Source organism: Neobacillus sp. DFD-2R, from assembly GCF_057747865.1.
This window is the reverse complement of record NZ_CM173228.1, coordinates 3,588,557-3,610,915: the sequence shown is the minus strand read 5'-3', so window position 1 is coordinate 3,610,915 and position 22,359 is coordinate 3,588,557. Positions and strand designations below refer to the sequence as shown.

The following is a 22,359-nucleotide window of genomic DNA, read 5'->3' as shown; positions in this document are numbered from 1 at the left end:
ATCTTTCATAAGGCTTAACTATTTCGTAAAATGACGATTGTCACCCTACGATTTGCTTGTCGGTGGACATCGTTATCATTTGGAAAGAGCGGCTTGTACTCTCCATATCCAGTAAATTGCATCCGGCTTGGGGCAATATTTTTGGTTTGGAAATAGTGAAGAACGCTAGCAGCCCTTGCAGATGACAACTCCCAGTTAGAAGGGTATGTAGAGGATATAATTGGCACATTATCAGTATGGCCTTCAATGCTGATCGGATTTGTAACAGTATTGATTAGACCCACTAAACCGTCCAATGTTTGAAAAGAGCGTTCCTTTAAGTCAGCTTTTCCGGAATCAAATAAGATGACTTCCTTAAGGGTGACTTCAATTCCTCGTTTCGATTCCTGAAGTGTAACAACCGCTTGTAAGTGGTTGTCCAAGATGTATTTCTGTAATTTTTGCTTCAGTTGATTAAATTCGGCGTCTGCAGGGTTTTGTACTATTTTCGGACTTTTATTTGGCTGAGTTTGCGGCGGCATCAGCTTTTGAACCTTCTGTGAAGAGGGTGTTGGATTGAGTCCTTTTCGATTGTCTTCTATTTTTGTTCCCGTTAATTCCGACTTAAATGATGCCATGATTGTTTCATATTTCGACTTATTGATACTGCTTGCCGCAAATAAAACGATAAATAATGCGAGCAAGAGAGTAAGTAAGTCTGCATAAGGAATCAGCCAGGTTTCATCAATATGCTCCTCATGCTCATCATCAAAGCTTCTACGCGATTTTCTCATTTGCTTTTTCCTCTACTTTCTTCTCAAAGCGCATGCGTTCCTTTGGCGGAATGTAAACTGTTAGTTTCTTTTCTAACGCACTCGGTGAGACGCCTTGGTAGACAGCAAGTAATCCTTCAATCGTAAGCAGCTTTAACTCTTGTTCTTTTTTTGAAATACGTTTTAATTTATTTGCTAACGGGTGCCACATAACATATCCGGAAAAAATCCCCAGCAAGGTGGCAATAAAGGCAGCAGAAATGGAATGGCCAATCTTTTCTGTATTGCTTAAATTACCTAATGCGGCAATAAGACCGATTACGGCTCCAAGTACACCAAGTGTGGGAGCATAGGTTCCTGCCTGTGTGAAAATCAGCGCTCCAGTTTTATGCCGTTTGTCAATCGCAGAAACTTCATCTAATAATACTTCTTCTATGAATCCTGCATCATTTCCGTCAATAATCATTTCCAATCCTTTTTTAAAAAACGGGTCCTTCGTCGTAGAGGCCATTTCTTCTAAAGCTAAAAATCCTTCTCTTTTTGCAATTTCTGCACATGAAACTAAATTGGAAACTTGCTCTGACTTTGAAGGAAGTTTCGGTTCGAGCAGCGCAATCTTTAGCAAAATAGGAAACTTTTTAATTTCACTAAAAGGAAAAGCCACTAACAGTGCTGCTGCTGTTCCACCGAAAATAATTAAGTATGCGGCTGGGTTGTTTAATGCGGTTAAAGAAGCCCCCTTTAACATCATCCCAATACCAATAGCTAACAGTGCAAGCAAAAGTCCAACAATACTCGACATCATTTTCTCCTTTAAATGTATAAAAAATAGTTTTATAATGTCATTGTACGTGAATCGGTAAAATTCGACAATTATGTTTTTAAATTATTATTTACAAAATTGAGGAGGGCGTTCTCATTGAAGATTCAACAGAATCCCGGGTTAAGCCAGAACCGATTTTTTTCCGCCCGCGAGAGAGGAAATGATTCTCCGTCCTTTCAACAAATTTTCCAAGATAACCAATTAAACCAATCGCAGGATCGCGTGCAATCATTAATAAAGGATTTGGAACAGCAGGGAACTCGTTTGAGCCACTCCCGCTCGATTAAAGATTTAATGGAATATAAACAAACAATCCGAAACTTTTTAAACGAAGTGGTCCAGAACGGTTTATCAGTAGAGGATCACACGAGTCATCTGCCGAACGGCCGTGAAAAGCGCCTGAAGATGATTAAACGGGTGGATCAACACCTTCTCAAGCTATCGGAACAGGTAATCGAAAAACAAGCACCAAAAGTAGACCTGCTGCAGAAAATCGGAGAAATTAAAGGATTAATAGTTAATTTATATTTGTAATGGAAGGGAGCAAATACATGCTTCGAGGAATTGATACCGCAGCATCGGGAATGATCGCTCTGCAACGAAGACAGGATGCTCTGACGAACAATTTGGCAAATGTCGAAACACCCGGTTTCAAGCAGGATGCAGCTCCATTACGGGCGTTTCCTGAGATGCTGCTCGAGCGTATTCATGATCAGTCAACAAATGGAAAGCCTTCGCAAATCGGTTCCTTAACCACGGGGGTCTATAACCAGGAAACCTTGCCGCTTTTTTCTCAGGGTAGTCTTGTTTCCACAAGCCAACCATTTGATGTTGGAATTGAGGACCGGCAGCTTTCACCGATTTTAAAAAATAACCAATACATACAACCTTCAGCATTTTTTGCTGTTCAAACAGCAGACGGAGGCTTTCACTTAACGCGGAATGGACAGTTTACGGTTAATGGGAATGGCCAGCTGACAACTTCCACAGGTGACATTGTCCTAGGGCAAAATGGCTCCCCTATTGCAGATCCCGAGTTGTCCTCAGGAGATGTGGCCATCCGTGAAAATGGTGAAATTATTTTACATCCTGATAATGCAGGTCTTGCAAAAAAAGTGGGCGCTATTGGGATTGTGATCATAAAGGATACGAATCAATTAGTGAAAGAGGGAAACGGGCTGTTTCAACTCCAGGGGACAAGTCCTTCAATGATAGAAAAAACCCTTCCATCGGGGGTGAATTTACACCAAAAAATGGTAGAACAATCTAACGTCGATATGTCTCAGACCCTTACTCAAATGATGGCAAACATCCGCCTGTATGAAGCCAATCAAAAGGTGCTGCAAACCTACGATAAAACACTTGAACAGTTGAATACAGTGGGAAGGGTATAAATTATGAATATGTCTTTATATATAGCATCGACAGGATTACAAGCATACCAAGGAAAACTTGATACAATTGCCAATAATATTGCAAATGTTGATACGACCGGCTTTAAACGAAGGGAAGCAACATTTGAAGACAATCTTGCTGTTTCCATTCAAAATCAAGCCCAGCAACCAAAAGAAATAGGACGCTTGTCTCCTTCCGGACTTCGGACAACATTTGGATCACGGATCGGAGCAACCCTGATGGATTATACTCAAGGTGCACCAAAGGAAACGGACAATCCATTTGATATGATGGTGGAAGGGAACGGGTATTTTCAGGTGCAAAGGACTTCAGGTAATGCTAAGGAAACGTTGTATACCAGAAGTGGAGCTTTTCAACAAACTCCTATTGGGAATGGACGGTTTGAGCTTGTTAATCCGCAAGGTGATGTGCTTTTGGATCAAAGCGGTAAGCCGATTGAACTAACTAATGGAATAGATTTTCGTGTTCAAGCTGATGGAACGATAGACGGGACAAGCCGAAAAATCGGTGTCGTTAAGATTCAAAATCCTCAAGCTTTAACAGATGCAGGCGGGGGCTACCGGTTAAACGGCGGTCAAGTAAAAGCGGCAAACTCCTACACGATTAAACAAGGATTCTTAGAATCATCTAATGTGGATATCAGTCAGGAAATGACCGATATGCTTAAAGCGCAAAGAGGGTACCAGGCCAATTCCTGTGCCATAAGCTACGCAGATCAGATGTTAGGCATCGCAAATGGGATTATAAGATCGTAATAAAAAAAGGAGGATGACCAATGAGAGTCATCCTCTATCTTACTTATAACGATTTTGTCTATTGAGCGCGCTGCCGCTCGATTGCCCATAATTTTTTATATAAATTTTCACGTATGTATGCAGTAGAATTAATGAATTGAATTCCATACCTTACTAGACCGTTATCCAGAATTTGCTTTCTTTTCACAATTCCTTCGAATATAAATGATTCCTCATCAAGATCAAAATATAACATTAAAAATGAACCTTCAAATAGGGTAGGCAAGGTCGTCTCGATGCCGATTCCTTCAGCACTTATGTCCCGCATGATACCGGGCAGCTTTGAAGACGCAGCGATTGGTTGAAAATCACAAAAGGAATTTTCGAATTTAATACGGAAGGACCTCCTACGATTCTTATTATCGACTTTTGGTAAATGGTCTGATTTCTTTCTTTTTCTAAGGAAGTCCATGATAGATAGAATAATAATGACAATGAATAGTGCGAGTAGGCCGTAAGTCATAGGTTTCAACTCCTGATGGGATTATTCTAGGAAATAATATCATTATATAAAAAGCTTGAACAGGGGGAAATTTCCACTATCCAAATGAATCTATCTTGCCGATAAAATAAGTAGAGGAATGATGGAAGGAGCGGACATATGAAAATTAATCAAATCAATCAAATTAATCAGGTCGGGAAAGCTTATCAGGCCTATCAAAAAAATAGCGGGCAGCCGAAGAAGACAAGCGGAGTGAAGAAAGTTCAATTTGACCAAGTAGAATTATCCACTGAAGCCCAAAAGCAACTTCAAGTCGAAAAAGATGCCAGGATTGAGCAATTGAAAAAGCAAATTGAGAGCGGTACATATCGGGTTGACGGTGAGAAGATTGCTGAAAAATTAGTCGCATTCTGGAAGTCCGGGGCCAAAATCGATGAATAGTCTTACCGGTGTTTTACAGTCTCTTGTTGAACTACACGCAAACTTATTAACAACTGCCCGGAAAAAACAACAAATCTTAATTCGTGCGGAAATGAACCCACTGCTAGCGATTTTATCTGAAGAATCGAAGCTGATTAAAAAAATTAAAGAAGCGGATCAAAAGAGAATGGCTAGTTTAGGTGAAGAAGCCTATCAATCTTCTCTTTCGGCACTAATTGAAAAACAAACGGACGGAGCCGAAAGGGAAGAATGGATTCATTTACATCAACAACTGCAGCGGCTGTTTCAAGAAATCGAACGGGTGAATCAATCCAATCAACAGCTGCTTAAGCAATCTTTATCTTTTACAAAATTTATGATCGAACAGATGCTGCCGCAATCGGAGGGCTCCGGTGCATACAGTCCTATGGCTGCTTCCAAGGAAATGCGCGATTCTGTTCGTTTATTCGATGCAAAAGCATAGAGGAGACCGTTATGACTTCAACTTTTCATGGATTAGAAATAGGAAAAAGATCGATTTTAGCACAGCAATCCGCTCTTAACACGACTGGACAGAATATTGCCAATGCCAATACCATAGGGTATACCAGGCAGGAAGCAGTGGTACAGCCTTCACGGTCATTAGCCAATCCAAGCGTAACCAACGGAACGGGACCGATGACAATCGGTACGGGTGTAGAAGTTTCAGAGATTCGCAGAATTCGTGATGATTATTTGGATGTCCAGTACCGCAGCCAGCAGCAGAATGCCGGCTATTGGGAATCAAAGGCAACGGCACTCTCGAATCTCGAAAATGTGTTTAATGAGCCTTCCGATTCGGGGTTAAGTATGACGCTGGACCGTTTTTCCCAAAGCATACAGGAGCTATCCAAACAACCGGATAGTTTTGCGATCCGCTCGGTTGTTTTAGCAAATGGACAGGCTGTAGCGGCCAGTTTCAATTCGATTTCTTCAGGAATCGATCAAAATGAAAAGGATTTACAGAACCTGCTTTCCGGTAAGGTAAATGAAATCAACTCTTCCCTCAAGCAGGTATCAGAGCTTAACAGTCAGATAGCCCTCATGACAGCCAGCGGAGCGCAGCCCAATGATTTGGTGGACCAAAGGGATTTGGCGCTTGATAAGCTGTCAAAACTTATCAGTGTACATACCACACCGGGCGAGAATGGGGTAGTGATTCTTTCCGTCGGCGGTGTGGCCCTGTTTAATGGCATGACTGCAGGCACGTTTGCAGTTGATCCGCAAACAGGAGCGACAATGGCGGACGGCAAACCCGTTGAATTAGACGGCGGTGAGGTCAAGGGATTGATTGATACGTTAACCGGTTCGGATTCAGGGAGTATCGCTTCCTTAAGAAGCAATGTGAACTTAGTAGCGAAGGCGTTTACTGATAGTATAAATGCAGTTCAGGCAGGGAATGATGCCAGGAATTTAGATGATATTCAAGCGAGAAGCACCAATTCTTCCGCACCATTAGATCAGCTTATATTTTTTGTCGATAAAGATGATCCAACCCAGCCGCCAAAAGATGCTGTCAATATGATTGTCAATCCGAAATTGGTCGACTCACCCGCAAAAATTGCTGCTGCCAAATCCGATTCAATCGGTGATGGCTCAAATGCTTCGGCGATGGCTAATATTCAACATCAAAAAATGGGTATAGGTGGAACTACAACGACGATTGGCGATTTTTATCAGCTGATCGTCGGTAAGTTGGGAACAGACATCCAGGATGCCCAGCGCAAGAGTGACACTGCTGATGCGGCGGTTCAACAGGTGGACAATCGCAGACAATCGATTTCCGGGGTTTCGATTGATGAGGAAATGACGAATATGGTCCGGTTTCAACAAGCGTATAATGCCGCTGCCAAATATGTGTCGGCAATTGATGAAATGCTGGATAAATTAATTAACGGGATGAAGTAGACACCGAAGGTGGGAATAACATGCGTGTAACACAACAAATGGTCAGTCGTCGGTTTATCCAAAATTTGAATAAAAACAATGAATCTCTGGATAAGATCCGTCAGCAAATTTCTTCCGGCAAACAGTATGACAAGGTTTCTGATAATCCAATGGCTGTGATGCAGGGAATGGCAAAGCGTTCTTCGGGGATGCAGATTGAACAATATCAAAAAAATGCACAGGACGGTTTGGACAGGTTGACGGCAGCTGATGACGCTCTTGGAAATGTTTCGGACGTTTTGCAAAGGGTTCGGGAATTAACCGTTCAGGCGAGCAGTGATACGAGTAACGCAGATGATCGGAAAAGCATTGCAGTTGAAATTCACTCACTGAAAGAACAACTGGGGACAATCGCGAATACCACCTATAATGGTCAGTATCTTTTTTCAGGAACAGATATAAATACACCGCCATATAGCAATGGTACGCTGCAAAACACATCGCAATCAGGGACGAAATGGGACGTAGGCAAGGGTGTGTCTGTAAATGTCAATGTAAGTGCCGGTTCGGTATTTGGTCTATCTGTTGACGGAAAAAACTTATTGGAAACGATTGATAATCTTGCACAAACATTAGATAGCGGACAAAATCCCAGTATTCTTTTAACATCACTTGATAAGCAAATTGATAATGTATCGGCCCTGCATACCATTGTTGGTGCGAATCAGAATCTATTACAATTAGCATCTAATCGACTGGACCAAACTAATAATTGGAATCAGAAAATATTGTCGAATATTGAAGATACAGACATCGCCAAAGCCTATACCGAGCTTTCGGCACAACAAGCAACGATCAATGCGTCACTGGCGGTCGGGGCTAAGATTATCCAGCCGACATTAGCTGATTTTTTAAAGTAGAATAATTGTTTCATTAAACTCGCCGCTTGGCGAGTTTTTGTGTTTTCCTAAAAAACTACAAAAAAATATAAATTTTTTCAAGTTTCCCCTCTACACTTTTAAAATCACTGTCGATACATAGTAATAGAGAGGAAAATTCCTTATCTTACATAGGAGGTACAAAAAAATGAGAATTAACCACAATCTTTCAGCAATGAACACGTATAGCCAACTATCTAAAAATGAGGCAGCACAAAGTAATACAATGGAACAGTTGTCTTCTGGTAAAAGAATCAACCATGCAGCTGATGATGCAGCTGGATTAGCAATTTCAGAAAGAATGAAAAACCAAATCCGCGGTTTAGATCAAGCATCTCGAAATTCCCAAGATGCAGTTTCTTTAATTCAGACTGCTGAAGGCGGGATGAATCAAGTTCATGATATACTTTCACGCATGCGCGAATTAGCTGTACAATCATCGTCTGATACAAATATCTCTAGTGATAGAACAAGTATTAATAATGAATTCACACAATTAAAATCTGCAATAGATGACATTGGGAATCAGACTAAATTCAACTCCCAAAGCTTGTTAGACGGTTCCTTAGGTTCAAAGGTTGATCAAAATGCTGCGAATTCTACAGCTTTGTCTATTGCTGGAATTAATAGTATTCAGACAACAGGTGGAATGGGTGCTGCAACATGGACTTTATCAAAAGGTGATGGGACAAAGGTTGCTACAAATGCATATTCCATTACTGACGGTACTCATACATATGTTTCGAATACACAGGCTACCGGTTCAGGTTCTATTACTTTTCAGGGAATTGGCTTAACGATTCAAACGGGTGCTGGATATGCAGCTGATTCATTAGATGGTAAAACGATAAAAACAACAGGTACTTCAAACTCGATTCAGGTTGGAGCAAATGCAAATGAAACACTAAGTTTAAGTGTTGCAGATGTTAGATCTTCAGCATTAGGACTTGATAATACAGTTTCAGTTGATTCACAGACTAATGCTTCAGCTGCAATCGCAAAAATTGATACAGCTATTAATACAGTATCATCTCAATTATCAAATCTTGGGGCGTCACAAAATCGTCTTGAGTATACAATGAATAACCTAAATACTGAATCACAAAACGTATCTGCGTCTCAATCTCGTATTACTGATGTAGACATGGCTAAAGCAGTCATGGAAAACAGCAAAAACGGTATTCTTGCTCAAGCAGCGCAAGCAATGCTTTCACAAGCAAACCAGCAGCCACAATCTGTTCTTCAATTACTTCGTGGATAATTGGCAAGTTAAAAAGAGATCTTGGTTTGATCAAGATCTCTTTTTCTATATTTATACTATCTTTTTTCACGAATACAGCCGATACTAATACATAGAAATTACAATAATGCGAGGTGAATACCATGGATACTTCCTCCATAACAAGAATAACGGGTATGGCCACCGGATTGGATACTGATTCGATTGTCAAAAAGTTGATGAATGTGGAGCAAATTCCGCTTAACCAACTGAAACAAAAGCAACAAAAGGAATTATGGCAAAGTGATGCATATCGCCAATGGAATAAGGATTTGTTTTCATTTCAAACAAGTACATTATTTAATATGAAACTCTCAAGTTCATATATTACATACGATGTGACATCAAGTTTACAAAACTCTGTTACAGGTACAGGTACTTCAGGTGCGATTGAGGGGAATTATACAGTTGCCGTGAAACAATTAGCGCAATCGGCAACCTTTACGGGAAAAATTGTTCAATTGGATACAACAAAGACAATAGGTGATGCTGCCCAAGGTACACGCCAACTTTTAGCGGATACCTCCATTACCATTAATGTAAATAATGATCCAAAAAATCCATCTGCCACTCAAGCTGCTGATATCTCAATTAAAACAACCGATACAATTAATGATGTGGTCGCAAAAATAAATAGTGCAACCGATACATCAGGGAAAAGTTTAGGGTTGCAAGCAATCTATGACACAAATCTTCAGCAATTTATTGTGAAAACCAAAGCAACAGGTGCAGCGACACAAATTGATTTCTCAAAGACAAGTACTGATGGCCAAGCTTTTTTAACAAATACCCTTGGCATTGACACTACAACACCTACCGCAACAGGACAAAACGCCGATATTATTTTTAATGGCAATGAAATTACGACACTTTCATCTAACAATGCAACGATTATGGGGATCAGCATCACATTAAAAAGCCCAACCATAGATGCAAACGGTAACGGAACAACTAGCAATATAACGGTCTCACAAAATATTGACAACGAAGTAAAAAACATCGAAGACTTCGTTAATAAATACAATGATCTTTTAGACAAGTTAAATACTGCTAACGATGAACCGGTCTATAAGGATTATCAGCCGCTTACTGATGACCAGCGAAGTGCGATGTCAGAGACGCAAATTACACAATGGGAAACAAAAGCGAAGAGCGGTTTGCTTCACGGGGACAGTATCATTAAGAATGTCATCAACCAAATGCGAAACACGATGTCTACGATCGTAAGTAATGGCAGTACATATAATTCACTTTCAACCATCGGGATTTCCTCAAAAAGCTATCAGGACAAGGGAAAACTTTATGTTGATGAAACAAAATTACGGGCAGCCATTCAAGCGGATCCCGTTGGCGTTCGGAATTTACTTTCCCAAATCGGCGATACTAGTAATGGGACCAATGGCATCATTAACCGACTTTCTGATGCGATGTCCCAAGGGGTTAAAGATTTAACCAATAAAGCAGGGATGACCGGAAATTCTCAGTATGACCAAAGCGTCATAGGAAAGCTGCTGTTAAGTATTCAAACAGATATTACAACTCAAACTGATCGCTTAAATAAGACAGAAGATCAATACTATAAGCAATTTGCCGCCATGGAAGAGGCGGTCCAAAAATATAATTCCCAAGGCTCGTGGTTATCCTCGCAGCTGGGAAGCAGTTAATAGAAAAAGAGGTCGATTTCTTAAGCGAAATCGGCCTTTTTTGTGAGGGTATCAAAGTAATGCTGCACTCCATTTACCCAATTATTATTTAATTGATTGGGGTCATTTGCGGCCCCAATCGGAGCATATTTGGAGCCAATTTGCGCAATCGTTGTTTTTCCTTCGTTTAAATAATTGTTTCGGAGATTACGAGCCATGTCATAAACGCTTTCTTGAATCGAAGCATATGTTTTTAAGCCGTTTTTCCCCATCATCCCCGCAATATTATTTTTATAAAGTGCGGCATAGGAAGTACCGTTTCCAGTTTCGTGGATGGCGATGGAGGCTAGAAGAGCAGGATTAATCTGATACATTTTTCCAGCCTCGACAAATAAATGACCGGCATTTTGTAAGGCGCTTTTTAAATGTGGATTAAGATCTGATGGAGTGACATCATTATCTTGAAGGGTATTTCCACTTAAGGTAGTACCTCCATTTCCAATAGATGAAAGTGAGTTTGTTATTGAAGTAGAATCATTACTCGGATCAATTTCTAAAAGGTTCCCTAATAGGTTAAGCCCATTAAGAAGGCCGGCTGAACCATCCTGCCGGCTGCTAGTTATTGTCGAGAGCTCTGCTTGCAATAGTGCTTCTGTTAATAGTGAAGCAAAAGAATTGCTTGCTAAATTGGAAGAGTTAGTATCGTTAGTTTGAATACTATTCATAAGTGTTGTATTAACTAAACTACCAGTTGCCAGGGAACGAATATTCATGTCCATTTTTCCTTTCAACGTCCATTTGAGATTATTTTATCGTTTTTCGTCGAAAAAGTAACGAACAAATAAAAAAGATTGTCAAACTTTGCTTTTTCTTGTTGTTTGATGACTAAAAAACTATTATTCTAATGTTAGAAAGTTTTGGAATAGTAGGTGGAAATTATTGATTCAACTCCCAACTTTAGGAAACAAAGGAATGAATAATTTAAATAAACCGAAATCACATACAGGGGAACCCGTTCCTGTTTTTGATGAATTATTTCAACAAACAAATGGAACAGGAAAGGAAAAAGAAAAGGCTGAAGGGTTATTGGGTATGTTAAACCAATGTATTCAGATTTTTCCGATGGTACAGAAACCGATTGAACAGCCGGCTCCGTCAGTCATCGAAGAAAATTTTTCGCCTTTACATAATCAAACCCCTTTATCTGTCATACAAGTGAAGGAGAATCCTTTATTTTCTAAACAAAATGACCGGAAAGTGCCGGAACAGACAGCTTTGGTTGAGCAATTTTTACAAGAGCAATTCAAAAACTTACCAATCACTGAGGGTCAGAGTCAGACGGTAGAGAAAACTTTCGTATCCGGTAATCTTCTTACAAAAAATGAAAAAGAATCGAATCAAAAGAAAGAGCCACAGGCTCCGCCATTAATTTCTTTTATTTCAGCAGATCCGAATGCATCCTTAACTACTGCAGTGAATAAAAGTGATGCCGGTGAAAAGCCTGTATTTTCAGTTCCTATAAGGGCGGAGCATATCGAAAAGGATGTGGCCAAGGTACTTCAATCTGCTATCCATGTCCGGAATGCTGAGGATGGAATGGAAACAACCTTCTCGCTTCATCCGAACCATTTAGGAACGGTGGATGTAAAGTTGTCGATTAAGGATGGGATTGTCAAGGCCGAATTTCTTGCAAGCACTTCTCAAGGAAAAGATTTACTGCAATCCCATGTACAGGCACTGCACACAGCACTGGAGCAGCAGGGATTCCAAGTGGATAAAATAGACATCTCCCGGCAAAATAATGCGGCTTTTACCGGCATGTTTTCACAAAAAGGCGATTCCCATGGAAGGCAAGGGCAACCTGACTCAAGAAAACAAACGGCAAAATACATACATAATCAAGATGAAGAGTACCCGGATTTTGCAATAGAAACAGGATGGGGTTCACAAATCAATACAACAGCGTAAAGAGGGGGAAGAAATTTTGACGACCATCAATTCCATTCATTCATATTCGACGCAAACTACTAGCTCACTGCCAAATAAAGAAATGGGAAAAGAGCAGTTTCTTAAAATACTGGTGGCCCAGCTGCAAAACCAGGATCCAACCCAGCCGATGCAGGATGGAGAAATGGTTTCCCAAATGGCACAGCTTAGTGTATTGGAGCAATTATCGAATCTAAACCAATCGCTTTCATCTTATCTCTCTTCTAACCAAACTAATTTAAGTCAGTATTCCAGTATGTTGGATAAAAAAGTCACCTGGACAAACCCGGATACAAATCAGCAAAAAAGCGGAGTTGTTTCGGGAATGCAGTATAAAGATAATCTTGTTTATTTTAAAATCGGGGATCAAGAAATTCCCTCGAGTTCCATTCTTTCAGTTGAAGTGAATAAGTAAAAGGAGGAACGTTCATGTTACGTTCATTAAATTCAGGGGTATCCGGCCTTAAAGCTTTTCAAACAAAGCTTGATGTCATTGGAAATAATATCGCAAATGTAAATACAGTCGGATATAAAAAGGGCCGCGTTGAATTTGAAGATTTGTTTAGTCAAAGCATGAAGGGAGCTACGGCACCTTCTAGTACATCAGGAGGTATCAATCCGTTACAGGTGGGGTTAGGAACAAGAGTCGCAAGCGTGGATAACCTCTATACACCCGGCAGTCCGACAATGACAAATAATCCGAATGATTTATATATTGATGGAAACGGGTTTTTTGTTGTTCAAAAGGGAACAGAGAGATTTTTAACAAGAGCAGGGAATTTTACGTTGGATCGAGATAATCAATTGGTAAATCCCGACGGTATGACTGTTCTGGATAAAACCGGCACTCCTATTACCATTCCATCTACTGCTGTCTCATATTCCATTGATGCAAACGGGACCATAAACGGTGTCGATAAGGATGGTAATCCGGTAACCGGACAAACCATTGCAACGGTCGCAGTAGCCAATCCAGGCGGAATGAAGAAAGAGGGAGGCTCCGTGTATTCCCTTACAACCAATGCAGATCCGAGTACAATTGATGCCCTAATAAGCAAGGGGAGTAACGGCCAAATTATCTCAGGTCAGCTGGAAATGTCCAATGTCGATTTATCTGAAGAGTTAACCGATATGATCACGGCACAGCGTGGTTTTCAGGCAAATGCCAAAATTATTACGACCTCAGACACGATCTTGGATGAATTAATTAATTTAAAGCGATAGGCAGTTGGTGATTTAATAGGTTCGAAATAGGATAGGGGGAGAAGTTGTTTCCCCCTTTTCTTGTCTTTTAGGAAACTATAAAATAATTTGGTGCGGATAACTTGAAAAAGTTATCTGAATCCAGCTCCAGCGCCTTTTGTTCATGATTTTTTTATTGAAAGGATTTTTTAAATGGTTTATCCGGATTCAATGACTCAAAACGGCGTAGCTGAAGGTGACGGTACCTCTTCAGTGAAAATTTATGACTTTAAAAAAGCATTGCGCCTTTCGATAGAACAGGTACGGGCGCTAACGAAAATACATGAAGCCTTTGCCTATCATCTATCCTCTACCATTTCTGCACAGTTACGCTCAATCGTCCAGGTTGAAGTAACAGGTACGAAACAAATGGTTTATGAAGATTTTATTACGCAACTTCCGAAGAACACGGTATTATCTGTACTCGAAAATGGTGGACAAGAAAGTAGAATCGTATTGGAATTAAATCCGACATTGGCTTTTTCGATGATTGACCGTCTTATGGGTGGTAAAGGTATCATAGGGGTGTGGGAACGGTCTAGTTTAACACCGGTTGAAACAACTATATTAAAGCGCCTTTTGGAAGGTTTTATTCAAAACCTGCAGAAGGCATGGGGGGACATAGCCGGCTTTAAGTTTAAGGTTTTGGATTTTGAATCAAATCCGCAATTTTTACAGCTAACAGCACCGACAGAAACGGTTATTGTTGTTGGTTTTCAGGTACACATTGGACAAAACGCGGAACAAATGCAGCTTTGTTTGCCTTACATTCTTTTAGAGCCATTTATTCAGAAGTTATCATCACACAATAGACATGGACACGCAGGAAAGAATAACGGCGAAAGCGGCTTGCTGCAAGAGCGGATTGGGCATTTAACAGTGCCGGTTTGTGCTGAATTAGGGAGAGCTTCGATCACAATCGAAGAGTTTCTTGGCTTAGCCGTGAATGATGTCATTCAATTGGATCAGCTGGTAGATGAACCGCTAAAAGTAAAGATAAATGAACAAATAAAATATTTGGCCTATCCAGGCACAAAAAAGTCCAGGATGGCTGTCAAGATTGAGCAAGTAATAGAAGGGGAAGACAGCAATGAATGATAAAGGGAAACTCACGCAAGAGGAAATGGATGCACTTCTCGGGGACGGCGGGCAAACAACCGGAAATGATACCTTCCGCTTTACGGAACTTTCGGCAAATGAAGCAGTAAAAACCGGGGAAGAACAAATGAATTTGGAGCTCCTGCTTGATATCCCAATGGAAGTTGTGGTTGAGCTTGGCAGAACGAAGAAGAAAATCAGCGAAGTTCTCGAATTATCAGGAGGTTCCATTGTTGAGCTGGATAAAATGGCAGGGGAACCGGTAGATGTTTATGTGAATAGCAAACTTGTTGCGAAGGGCGAAGTTGTCGTGATTGATGAACATTTTGGTGTTAGAATTACGGAAATTTCACAATCGCTTTCCTAATTTTACGACAGGGTAAAGGATGTACCAATGATAAACGAAAAAGAAAAGCTCCTGAACCAGTACTATCAGTTTACAATAGCATTATTGGATGCCTTAGTTCATGGCAGGGTGGATGATGTTAATAGCCTGTTAGAGCATCGGGAAAACTGTATACTAGCCATCGGCAAAATAGACGAAGCAGCCGGAACAATCTTAATGAATGATCGAATCCGTCAACTGCTTCAAGAGCAATTGTCTCTTGAACAGGACGTGCGTAAAGAATTTCAACTAACATTAAGTAAACTATCGGGACGCATTCGTATTATTGAAAATAAAAGGTTTCTTACCAAACATTACGAAGATTCGATTCCTGTCTCGAAGGGTGTCTTTTATGATATAAAAAAATAACGAAGGAGAACTCCTCTATGATAAACCCAAATGAAGTGTATCTAAGAAATCAAGTAACAACTGCTAAACCTGAAGAGTTAACGCTCATGCTTTACAATGGCGGAATAAAGTTTCTCCATCAGGCAAAACTGGCCATTGAGAAAAAGGAGCATCCTAAGGCGCATTCTGTTATCATGAAAACCCAGGATATCATTTCGGAATTGATGTCTACCCTAGATATGAAATATGAAATTTCCAATTCGCTTCTATCCCTTTATGACTATATGATGCGCCGATTAATTGAAGCCAACTTATCAAAGGACATCTCCATTATTGACGAAATTGAAAACATGCTAATTGAACTAAAAAACACTTGGGCACAAGCGATGAAAGTAGTCAAAACCTCCTAATCTTGATTTTTAGGGGGTATTTTTTATTTTTGTACAAAAATTTGATTTCCAACTCAGGAAGATTAATGTAGAATATTATCGAATGCTGTCAAATTAAATGGATTATTGTAGGTGAAGGTGAAGAATATGAATCAGGTACTAGGAATTATGTCCCGCGCTTTGGATGCAGCAGCATTAAGGCATAAAGTTATATCGAACAATATCGCAAATGTCGATACTCCTAATTTTCAACCTACAAAGGTATCGTTTGAAGATCTTTTCCGGCAAGAGTTAACTAGTACATTTAATGGAACTCGCACAAATGAAAAGCATATCGCTATTGGAGGCTCGGATCATATACCTGCTCCTCAGCTTATTAAGGAAAATACGGTTATGAATAATAACGGAAACGGTGTCGATTTAGATGGTGAAATGACAGAAATGACTAATAATTCGCTTTGGTATCAATCCTTAACATATGGTGTGAATGAAGAATTTAATTTATTAAAAATGTCAATTAAAGGGAATGGGTAATCGATATGTCAATCTTCCAGCCACTTTCGATTAGCGGCTCCGCCTTAACGGCACAGCGGGTAAATTTAGATGTAATTTCCGCTAATATTGCCAATGCCAATACGACAAGAGGAGAATTTGTAAAAGGAAAATGGGTTCCTTATCAAAGAAAAATGGTTGAACTTTCAACCAATCAAGCCCCTTCTTTTGAAGGATATTTAAATCAGGAGCTCAATCTTACCGGTGTAAAGGTGGATAAAATCGTAAATGATACAAGTCCGTTTAAAGCCGTATATGATCCAACAAACCCGGATAGCAGCGCGCAGGGTTATGTGATGATGCCAAATGTAGATGTCACCAAGGAAATGGTCGATTTAATGTCGGCTTCCCGTTCGTACGAAGCCAATGTAACAGCATTTAATGCCGGGAAATCGATGTTAGAAAAAGCACTGGATATTGGAAAATAGGAGAATAATAACAGATGAATATTACAAGTATCCTGCCGGTAAATAGTAGTTTACAAACTATAAATAATACACAAAATACAACCAATTCTTCTTCCTTTGAATCGATATTCAATCAATATATTCAGGACGCAGATGGTGCAGTGAAAGATTTTGAGAATAAGTCTATTTCCTTAGCAAAAGGAGAAAATATCAATTTACATGATGTGACAATTGCAGCCCAAAAGGCGAGTATTGCGGTGCAATTGACAACGCAAATTCGTGATAAAGCGGTTGAAGCCTATCAGGAAATGATGAGAATGCAAGTCTAGTGATAAGTCTACAGAAGAAGTAGTGGAGAGAGCATGAATCAACAGATACGTGAATTTAGTGACAAACTTAGTGGATTTTGGAATTCAGTCAGCAAAAAAAACAAGATTCTTTATATTGGATTATTTTTATTGGTCATCGCAGCCCTGTCGCTCACCATTTATTTTACTACCAAACCAACTTACATACCGCTTTATAGCAATGAAATGAGTCAATCGGAGATAGGGGATATTAAAGCCGAGCTGGATCGTGAAGGGTATTCGAAGTACCGCTTAGAAAATAATGGGACGAGCATTTCCGTTCCTGAAAAAGATGCCTCTAATTTATTGGTGTCACTTGCTTCCAAGGGACTTCCGAAAACAGGGACGATCAGTTTTTCGGATATGACAAAAAATTTGCAGTTCGGGGCCACAGACAGGCAGCTCAATGCCATGGAGAGGGAAGCGCTTCAAGGACAAGTGGCAGACCTGTTAACCCATGTGAACGGTGTTAAAAGTGCGCAAGTGGTTATTTCTGAGCCGGAGGAAAGCTTGTTTGCCCGACAAGACGATAACGGAAAGGCGACAGCTTCTGTAGTGCTTCAGCTACAGCCTGGCTATGAACTCGACCCGAAACAAATTCAAACACTATACCACCTGGTGTCCAAGAGTATACCGAATTTACCGAAAGAAAACATTGTGATGACGGACCAGGATGGAACCGGGTTGGATGATGCTTCGCAACAATCAACTTCGGCTACTGATAACTTTGAGCAGCAGCGTAAGATTCAGCATGATGTGGAAGCTGATATCCAAAAAAGTCTTCAGCAGATGCTCGGCACTATTATTGGGCCAAATAAAGTAATCGTTCAGACCTATGTTAGATTGAATTTTGATCAGGTTCAAGAAAAGGATAGTCTCGTTGAACCAGTTAAAAAAGATACAAACGAGGGAATCGCCGTCAGTGCAGAAAAAATTAATAAGACGTATAGCGGTAATGATACTCCTTCGGGCACAAGCGGAACAGGACAAACAGATGTGACCGGATATGCTGCATCAGGTTCCTCTTCTCAAAATAACAAGTCATCCGACATTGAGAGTCGTGTGAACTATGAAGTGAATCGAATCTCCAAGGATATTGTGCAAAGTCCATATAAGATTGACGATATGACAATCAATGTCGGCGTAGAACCGCCGAATCCCAAGAATCCAAATTCCTTAACAGCAGCTACCAAATCAAATATTCAACAAATTCTTTCCAATGTAGTTGCAACAGCATTAAGTGGCAATCCAAACCTGACAAGTCAAAATGTAAATTCCCGTATAACAGTGTTCCCGCGTGAATTTAGCGGAAATGCATTACAGTCAAATTCGCAGCAAAAGGCAGGTATATTACCAAGTTGGTTATTGTATACCTTGATAGGTGCCGGTGTACTTCTTATTGTTCTTTTCCTATTCCTTGTTGTCCGTCGTAAAAAGAGAGACAAAGAAGAAGAACTGGATCCTTTCCCTGTGTTTCAGGAAGCAGCGGTATCAGTCGCAAATGTAGAAAATACTGTAGAAGAAAAAGTGGCAATTAAAGAACAAATTGAGGAAATGGCACGGCAACAGCCGGAGCAATTTGTTGGTTTATTAAGAAATTGGCTTAACAAGGAATAGAGAAGGGTGCATTAAGATGGAAAGATATACGAACATTCAGAAGGCAGCCATCTTACTGCTTTCCGTCGGACCGGATGTTACGGTTGAAGTAATGAAGCATTTGGATGAACAAGAAATTGAAAGTATTACCACAGAAATCACCAATTTACGCAGAGTGACTCCGGATGTGAAAGAGAAAATCATGAAGGAGTTCCATGGCTTAATTGTTGCGTCACATGTTGTTTCCTATGGCGGCATTAATGTAGCGAAGGATTTATTGCTTCGAACCTTCGGAGAAGAAAAAGCAGCAGGGTTTCTAAATCGTTTGGAGCCTGCTGCACGGACGACAGAGAAACCATTTGAATTTGTAAAACAGGTTGAAACGGTACAAATAGTAAACCTGCTCCAAAATGAAAACGCCCAAACGATCGCTCTCGTTTTATCCTATTTAGACCCGGAAAAAGCTGCGTCAATTCTTTCGTCATTCTCACCTGAGCGTCAAATTGAAATTGCCAAACGGATAGCGGTGATGGAAAAGGCCTCGCCGGAAATTGTCTTCCAGGTTGAAAGTGTCTTACAGGAAAAGCTTGCGGCAACTAGCTCCTTCGAAAGTGATATTCATAATGGAGTTGAATCCATTGTGAACATACTCAATAGTGTTGACCGCGGTACTGAAAAAAATATTCTTGAAACATTGAAAAACGCTGAACCTGAGTTGGCAAATGAAATTAAACAACGAATGTTTGTTTTTGATGACATTGCCTTCTTAGACAACCGGTCCATTCAGAGGATTTTAATGGATGTTCAAAATCAGGACCTTTCGCTTGCACTTCGAGCCTCAAATGAGGGGATAAAGGAAGCAATATTCCGCAATATTTCAAAACGCCGCCTGGAAGGTTTAGAGGAAGAGCTTTCTTCAGGAGAACAACCGCAACCGAAGGATATTGAAGAGGCTCAGAGCCGGGTTGTAAGTGTAATCCGTAAATTAGAGCGAGAAGGTGTGATTATCATTTCTCGAAGCGGGGAAGAAAATCTTGGCAACTAAAATAGTAAAAGCACAAAACGTAGTAGCAAAAAAAATTCCCAAAGTCGTTATGTACCCTCTTTACGATGAAATCCAGGAAGAAAGCGAATCGTTCATTGAGGAGGATTTGCAACAAGCGAGAGTAGCTCTCGAATTGGAACTTCAACAATATCGTGTTCAGGTACAAGCAGAATTAGCGGAATGGCAGAAAAGTGAGGAAGAACGCTTTCGCATTCAATTTGAGGAAGAGAAAAAGCGCGGGTACAATGAAGGCTACGAAAAAGGGATTGAGGAAGGTAGGCATTTTGGGCTAGGGCAATTCAAAGAAATGCTGGAAAAAGCCAATGGTATTTTAGAACATGCCTATCAGGATAAACAGGCTGTCATTCAGGAAGCAGAGCCCTTTGTGATTGAGTTGAGTCTGGAAATCGCGAAAAAGGTTTTACAGCAGGAATTGACAAGTAATCAAGAAGCTCTAATCCAGATGATTAAAGTATCACTTTCAGGAGTCTATGAATCTGATTCTCTTTCAATTTGTGTCGCACCGGAGGATTTTGCTTTTGTACAAAAACAAAGAGAGCAATTATTGGCGGTTGTAAACGGTCAAGTAGAGGTAAAGGTTTTTCCTGATTATTCGATTCAGCATGGAGGGTGCATCATCCGTACCTCCTCGGGAAGTGTCGATGCGAGAATCGATGTTCAATTAAGTGAAATCAAAAAAGCCTTACTTGCTTATCAACAGGAGGAACCACGTGAGTAAATGGAATCTGCAACCTTATCTCGATCTGCTGGAGAGCGTAAACCCGATCAAAATGAACGGGAAAGTTACCCAGGTTATCGGTCTTACGATTGAGTCACAGGGACCGGATGTTAAATTAGGAGATATCTGTTATATCTTTTCTTCTCAACAACAAAAACCAATAAAAGCGGAAGTAGTCGGATTTCGCAACCATAAAGTCTTGCTCATGCCTCTCGGGGAACTTAATTCAATTGCTCCTGGATGTGATGTTGTTTCTACCGGGAAACCGTTAACGGTTAAAGTAGGAATGGACCTTTTAGGGAAAGTGTTGGATGGTCTTGGTAATCCAATGGACGGAAGTAATCATCCTGTTGGACTTCTTGAATCAAAAGCCGATAATCTCCCGCCCAATCCCTTAATGAGGCCGAGAATTACAGCCCCGTTAAGTGTTGGAATCCGGACAATTGATGGCCTTTTAACGGTTGGAAAAGGGCAAAGAGTTGGCGTTTTTGCCGGCAGCGGTGTAGGAAAAAGTACGCTTCTTGGGATGATTGCCCGAAATACAGAGGCTGATGTGAATGTGATCGGGTTAATCGGAGAGCGGGGAAGAGAAGTGCTGGATTTCATTGAACGCGATTTGGGTGAGGAAGGATTAAAGAAATCGGTTGTAGTGGTTGCAACGTCAGACCAGCCGGCCCTTATTCGCATTAAGGGAGCGATGATTGCAACCGCCATCGCAGAATTTTTTCGCGATCAAGGGATGAATGTGAATTTAATGCTTGATTCCGTCACTCGCTTTGCTATGGCCCAAAGGGAAATTGGCTTAGCCATCGGTGAACCGCCTGCGACAAAGGGGTACACACCATCCGTCTTCGCACTACTGCCTCGTTTATTGGAGAGAGCGGGAACCAATTCAAATGGGAGTATTACTGCTTTTTATACGGTGCTTGTTGACGGCGATGATATGAATGAACCGATTGCTGACACGGTAAGAGGAATATTGGATGGTCATATTGTTTTAGATCGAAATCTTGCCCGGAAAGGTGTATATCCGGCAATTGATTTTTTGTCGAGCGTCAGCCGGGTAATGAAGGATATAGTAGCGCCTGAGCACTTAATGGCTGCGGAAAAGCTGAAAAAGCATGCGAGCATTTATCAAAAGGCCGAGGATTTAATTCAAATCGGGGCATACAAGCGGGGAACAGACCTGGAAATCGATCATGCGGTCGAGGTAAAGGGATGGATTGATCAGTTTGTAAAACAAAGCACAGTTGAATCCCCTTCGCTTGCCACTACCATTGATCTGTTACTTTCACAATTTGGAGTGAATAATGTATGACTTTTCGTTTTCCATATCTGCATATTTTAAACCTAAAAGAAAAGGAAAAAGAACAGGCATTTTCTGAATTTGGGCTGTTAGTAAAGAAAAAGGGACTCATGGCAGAAGAGCTTAACGCTCTTTTCCAAGAGAAAGAGGAGCGGCTCGATAACTGGGAGCAGGCGGGCAGTTTGATCTCTATTTCTGAAATTCAGCAGCGGACACATTACTTGGAACATTTAGATCGAAAAATTAATAACGCTGAAGAAGGCTTAATGAAACTGGAGCAGGAGCTTTCAGCAAAACAAGAAGAATTTTTAGTAAAGAAAAAAGATGTTCGGATGTGGCATCACCTGAGGGAGAAATCACTTGAGACTTATCTCCAAAAAGAAAAAAAGGCAGAACAAGATATGTTGGATGAAATAGCGACCATAAGGCACTATCATCAACGCCTCTCACATCAGGCATAGTGAAGGGCGTTATTTTTTGGATAAT

27 protein-coding genes and 1 pseudogene are annotated in these 22,359 nt (G+C 40.6%); 24 read left to right on the top strand and 4 right to left on the bottom strand.

Annotation, left to right across the window (positions count from 1 at the left end; genetic code table 11):
* Positions 1-14: 14 nt before the first annotated feature.
* Both AC3ANV_RS18060 and motA read right to left on the bottom strand, forming a co-directional pair.
* The gene (locus tag AC3ANV_RS18060; protein ID WP_488310070.1) at positions 15-773 is read right to left on the bottom strand and encodes a flagellar motor protein MotB; all 759 of its coding nucleotides are present in this window, start codon (positions 771-773) and stop codon (positions 15-17) included.
* Complete coding sequence (motA, locus tag AC3ANV_RS18055) at positions 757-1,554, bottom strand: flagellar motor stator protein MotA (RefSeq protein WP_488314267.1); 798 nt, start codon at positions 1,552-1,554, stop codon at positions 757-759. The genes AC3ANV_RS18060 and motA overlap by 17 nt, the downstream gene beginning before the upstream one ends.
* Before the next feature lie 117 nt (positions 1,555-1,671).
* Between motA and AC3ANV_RS18050 the strand changes: the two genes are divergently transcribed.
* Genes AC3ANV_RS18050 through AC3ANV_RS18040 form a run of 3 tightly spaced genes read left to right on the top strand, consistent with a single transcriptional unit; the run spans position 1,672 to position 3,746 of the window.
* Positions 1,672-2,109, top strand: a complete 438-nt coding sequence (locus AC3ANV_RS18050) for a YaaR family protein (protein WP_488310069.1) — start codon at positions 1,672-1,674, stop codon at positions 2,107-2,109.
* 17 nt (positions 2,110-2,126) lie between these two features.
* Positions 2,127-2,969 (top strand): flagellar hook-basal body protein, encoded by an 843-nt coding sequence (locus tag AC3ANV_RS18045; RefSeq protein ID WP_488310068.1) that lies wholly within the window; start codon positions 2,127-2,129, stop codon positions 2,967-2,969.
* A 3-nt stretch (positions 2,970-2,972) separates the two neighbouring features.
* Positions 2,973-3,746: a flagellar hook-basal body protein gene (locus tag AC3ANV_RS18040; protein WP_488310067.1), complete on the top strand. Its 774-nt coding sequence runs from the start codon at positions 2,973-2,975 to the stop codon at positions 3,744-3,746.
* A 58-nt stretch (positions 3,747-3,804) separates the two neighbouring features.
* Here AC3ANV_RS18040 and AC3ANV_RS18035 read toward each other — a convergent pair whose 3' ends face one another.
* Positions 3,805-4,248, bottom strand: a complete 444-nt coding sequence (locus AC3ANV_RS18035; protein WP_488310066.1) for a PilZ domain-containing protein — start codon at positions 4,246-4,248, stop codon at positions 3,805-3,807.
* Positions 4,249-4,386: 138 nt separating this feature from the next.
* Here AC3ANV_RS18035 and flgM point away from each other — a divergent pair, with 138 nt between their 5' ends.
* The 6 genes from flgM to fliD all read left to right on the top strand — a co-directional run bounded on the left by flgM (position 4,387) and on the right by fliD (position 10,454).
* Positions 4,387-4,668: a flagellar biosynthesis anti-sigma factor FlgM gene (gene flgM, locus AC3ANV_RS18030; RefSeq protein WP_488310065.1), complete on the top strand. Its 282-nt coding sequence runs from the start codon at positions 4,387-4,389 to the stop codon at positions 4,666-4,668.
* Positions 4,661-5,131, top strand: a complete 471-nt coding sequence (locus AC3ANV_RS18025) for a flagellar protein FlgN (protein WP_488310064.1) — start codon at positions 4,661-4,663, stop codon at positions 5,129-5,131. The genes flgM and AC3ANV_RS18025 overlap by 8 nt, the downstream gene beginning before the upstream one ends.
* Before the next feature lie 11 nt (positions 5,132-5,142).
* Positions 5,143-6,594, top strand: a complete 1,452-nt coding sequence (gene flgK / locus AC3ANV_RS18020; protein ID WP_488310063.1) for a flagellar hook-associated protein FlgK — start codon at positions 5,143-5,145, stop codon at positions 6,592-6,594.
* Between the two features lie 20 nt (positions 6,595-6,614).
* Positions 6,615-7,493, top strand: coding sequence for a flagellar hook-associated protein FlgL (gene flgL / locus AC3ANV_RS18015; RefSeq protein ID WP_488310062.1), 879 nt, complete (start codon positions 6,615-6,617; stop codon positions 7,491-7,493).
* 166 nt (positions 7,494-7,659) lie between these two features.
* Positions 7,660-8,772: a flagellin N-terminal helical domain-containing protein gene (locus AC3ANV_RS18010; protein ID WP_488310061.1), complete on the top strand. Its 1,113-nt coding sequence runs from the start codon at positions 7,660-7,662 to the stop codon at positions 8,770-8,772.
* 122 nt (positions 8,773-8,894) lie between these two features.
* Complete coding sequence (gene fliD / locus AC3ANV_RS18005; protein ID WP_488310060.1) at positions 8,895-10,454, top strand: flagellar filament capping protein FliD; 1,560 nt, start codon at positions 8,895-8,897, stop codon at positions 10,452-10,454.
* 20 nt (positions 10,455-10,474) lie between these two features.
* Here fliD and AC3ANV_RS18000 read toward each other — a convergent pair whose 3' ends face one another.
* Entirely contained in the window at positions 10,475-11,206 is a 732-nt protein-coding gene (locus tag AC3ANV_RS18000; protein ID WP_488310059.1) for a glucosaminidase domain-containing protein, read from the bottom strand.
* A gap of 166 nt (positions 11,207-11,372) precedes the next feature.
* Here AC3ANV_RS18000 and AC3ANV_RS17995 point away from each other — a divergent pair, with 166 nt between their 5' ends.
* The 15 genes and pseudogenes from AC3ANV_RS17995 to fliJ all read left to right on the top strand — a co-directional run bounded on the left by AC3ANV_RS17995 (position 11,373) and on the right by fliJ (position 22,334).
* The gene (locus AC3ANV_RS17995) at positions 11,373-12,401 is read left to right on the top strand and encodes a flagellar hook-length control protein FliK (protein WP_488310058.1); all 1,029 of its coding nucleotides are present in this window, start codon (positions 11,373-11,375) and stop codon (positions 12,399-12,401) included.
* Positions 12,402-12,417: 16 nt separating this feature from the next.
* Positions 12,418-12,834 carry a flagellar hook capping FlgD N-terminal domain-containing protein gene (locus AC3ANV_RS17990; protein ID WP_488310057.1) on the top strand — a complete coding sequence of 139 codons (417 nt, stop codon included), beginning with the start codon at positions 12,418-12,420 and terminating at the stop codon, positions 12,832-12,834.
* 14 nt (positions 12,835-12,848) lie between these two features.
* Entirely contained in the window at positions 12,849-13,643 is a 795-nt protein-coding gene (gene flgF / locus AC3ANV_RS17985) for a flagellar basal-body rod protein FlgF (protein ID WP_488310056.1), read from the top strand.
* Between the two features lie 171 nt (positions 13,644-13,814).
* Positions 13,815-14,759: a flagellar motor switch protein FliM gene (gene fliM / locus AC3ANV_RS17980; RefSeq protein WP_488310055.1), complete on the top strand. Its 945-nt coding sequence runs from the start codon at positions 13,815-13,817 to the stop codon at positions 14,757-14,759.
* Between the two features lie 121 nt (positions 14,760-14,880).
* Positions 14,881-15,126, top strand: a pseudogene (gene fliN, locus AC3ANV_RS17975) (flagellar motor switch protein FliN); the annotation flags it as partial.
* A gap of 27 nt (positions 15,127-15,153) precedes the next feature.
* The gene (gene fliT, locus AC3ANV_RS17970) at positions 15,154-15,513 is read left to right on the top strand and encodes a flagellar protein FliT (RefSeq protein WP_488310054.1); all 360 of its coding nucleotides are present in this window, start codon (positions 15,154-15,156) and stop codon (positions 15,511-15,513) included.
* Positions 15,514-15,530: 17 nt separating this feature from the next.
* Positions 15,531-15,902 carry a flagellar export chaperone FliS gene (gene fliS, locus AC3ANV_RS17965; RefSeq protein ID WP_488310053.1) on the top strand — a complete coding sequence of 124 codons (372 nt, stop codon included), beginning with the start codon at positions 15,531-15,533 and terminating at the stop codon, positions 15,900-15,902.
* Between the two features lie 126 nt (positions 15,903-16,028).
* On the top strand, positions 16,029-16,415 hold the full coding sequence (gene flgB, locus AC3ANV_RS17960) for a flagellar basal body rod protein FlgB (RefSeq protein WP_488310052.1): 387 nt from the start codon (positions 16,029-16,031) through the stop codon (positions 16,413-16,415).
* 5 nt (positions 16,416-16,420) lie between these two features.
* Positions 16,421-16,861 carry a flagellar basal body rod protein FlgC gene (gene flgC, locus AC3ANV_RS17955; protein WP_488310051.1) on the top strand — a complete coding sequence of 147 codons (441 nt, stop codon included), beginning with the start codon at positions 16,421-16,423 and terminating at the stop codon, positions 16,859-16,861.
* A gap of 14 nt (positions 16,862-16,875) precedes the next feature.
* Positions 16,876-17,169 (top strand): flagellar hook-basal body complex protein FliE, encoded by a 294-nt coding sequence (fliE, locus tag AC3ANV_RS17950; protein ID WP_488310050.1) that lies wholly within the window; start codon positions 16,876-16,878, stop codon positions 17,167-17,169.
* 33 nt (positions 17,170-17,202) lie between these two features.
* Positions 17,203-18,804, top strand: a complete 1,602-nt coding sequence (fliF, locus tag AC3ANV_RS17945; protein ID WP_488310049.1) for a flagellar basal-body MS-ring/collar protein FliF — start codon at positions 17,203-17,205, stop codon at positions 18,802-18,804.
* Positions 18,805-18,820: 16 nt separating this feature from the next.
* On the top strand, positions 18,821-19,828 hold the full coding sequence (fliG, locus tag AC3ANV_RS17940; RefSeq protein WP_488310048.1) for a flagellar motor switch protein FliG: 1,008 nt from the start codon (positions 18,821-18,823) through the stop codon (positions 19,826-19,828).
* A complete protein-coding gene (locus tag AC3ANV_RS17935; RefSeq protein ID WP_488310047.1) occupies positions 19,818-20,567 on the top strand; it encodes a FliH/SctL family protein in 750 nt (249 codons plus the stop codon). The genes fliG and AC3ANV_RS17935 overlap by 11 nt, the downstream gene beginning before the upstream one ends.
* Positions 20,560-21,885, top strand: a complete 1,326-nt coding sequence (gene fliI / locus AC3ANV_RS17930; RefSeq protein ID WP_488310046.1) for a flagellar protein export ATPase FliI — start codon at positions 20,560-20,562, stop codon at positions 21,883-21,885. The genes AC3ANV_RS17935 and fliI overlap by 8 nt, the downstream gene beginning before the upstream one ends.
* On the top strand, positions 21,882-22,334 hold the full coding sequence (fliJ, locus tag AC3ANV_RS17925; RefSeq protein ID WP_488310045.1) for a flagellar export protein FliJ: 453 nt from the start codon (positions 21,882-21,884) through the stop codon (positions 22,332-22,334). The genes fliI and fliJ overlap by 4 nt, the downstream gene beginning before the upstream one ends.
* The last annotated feature ends 25 nt before the right edge of the window (positions 22,335-22,359 follow it).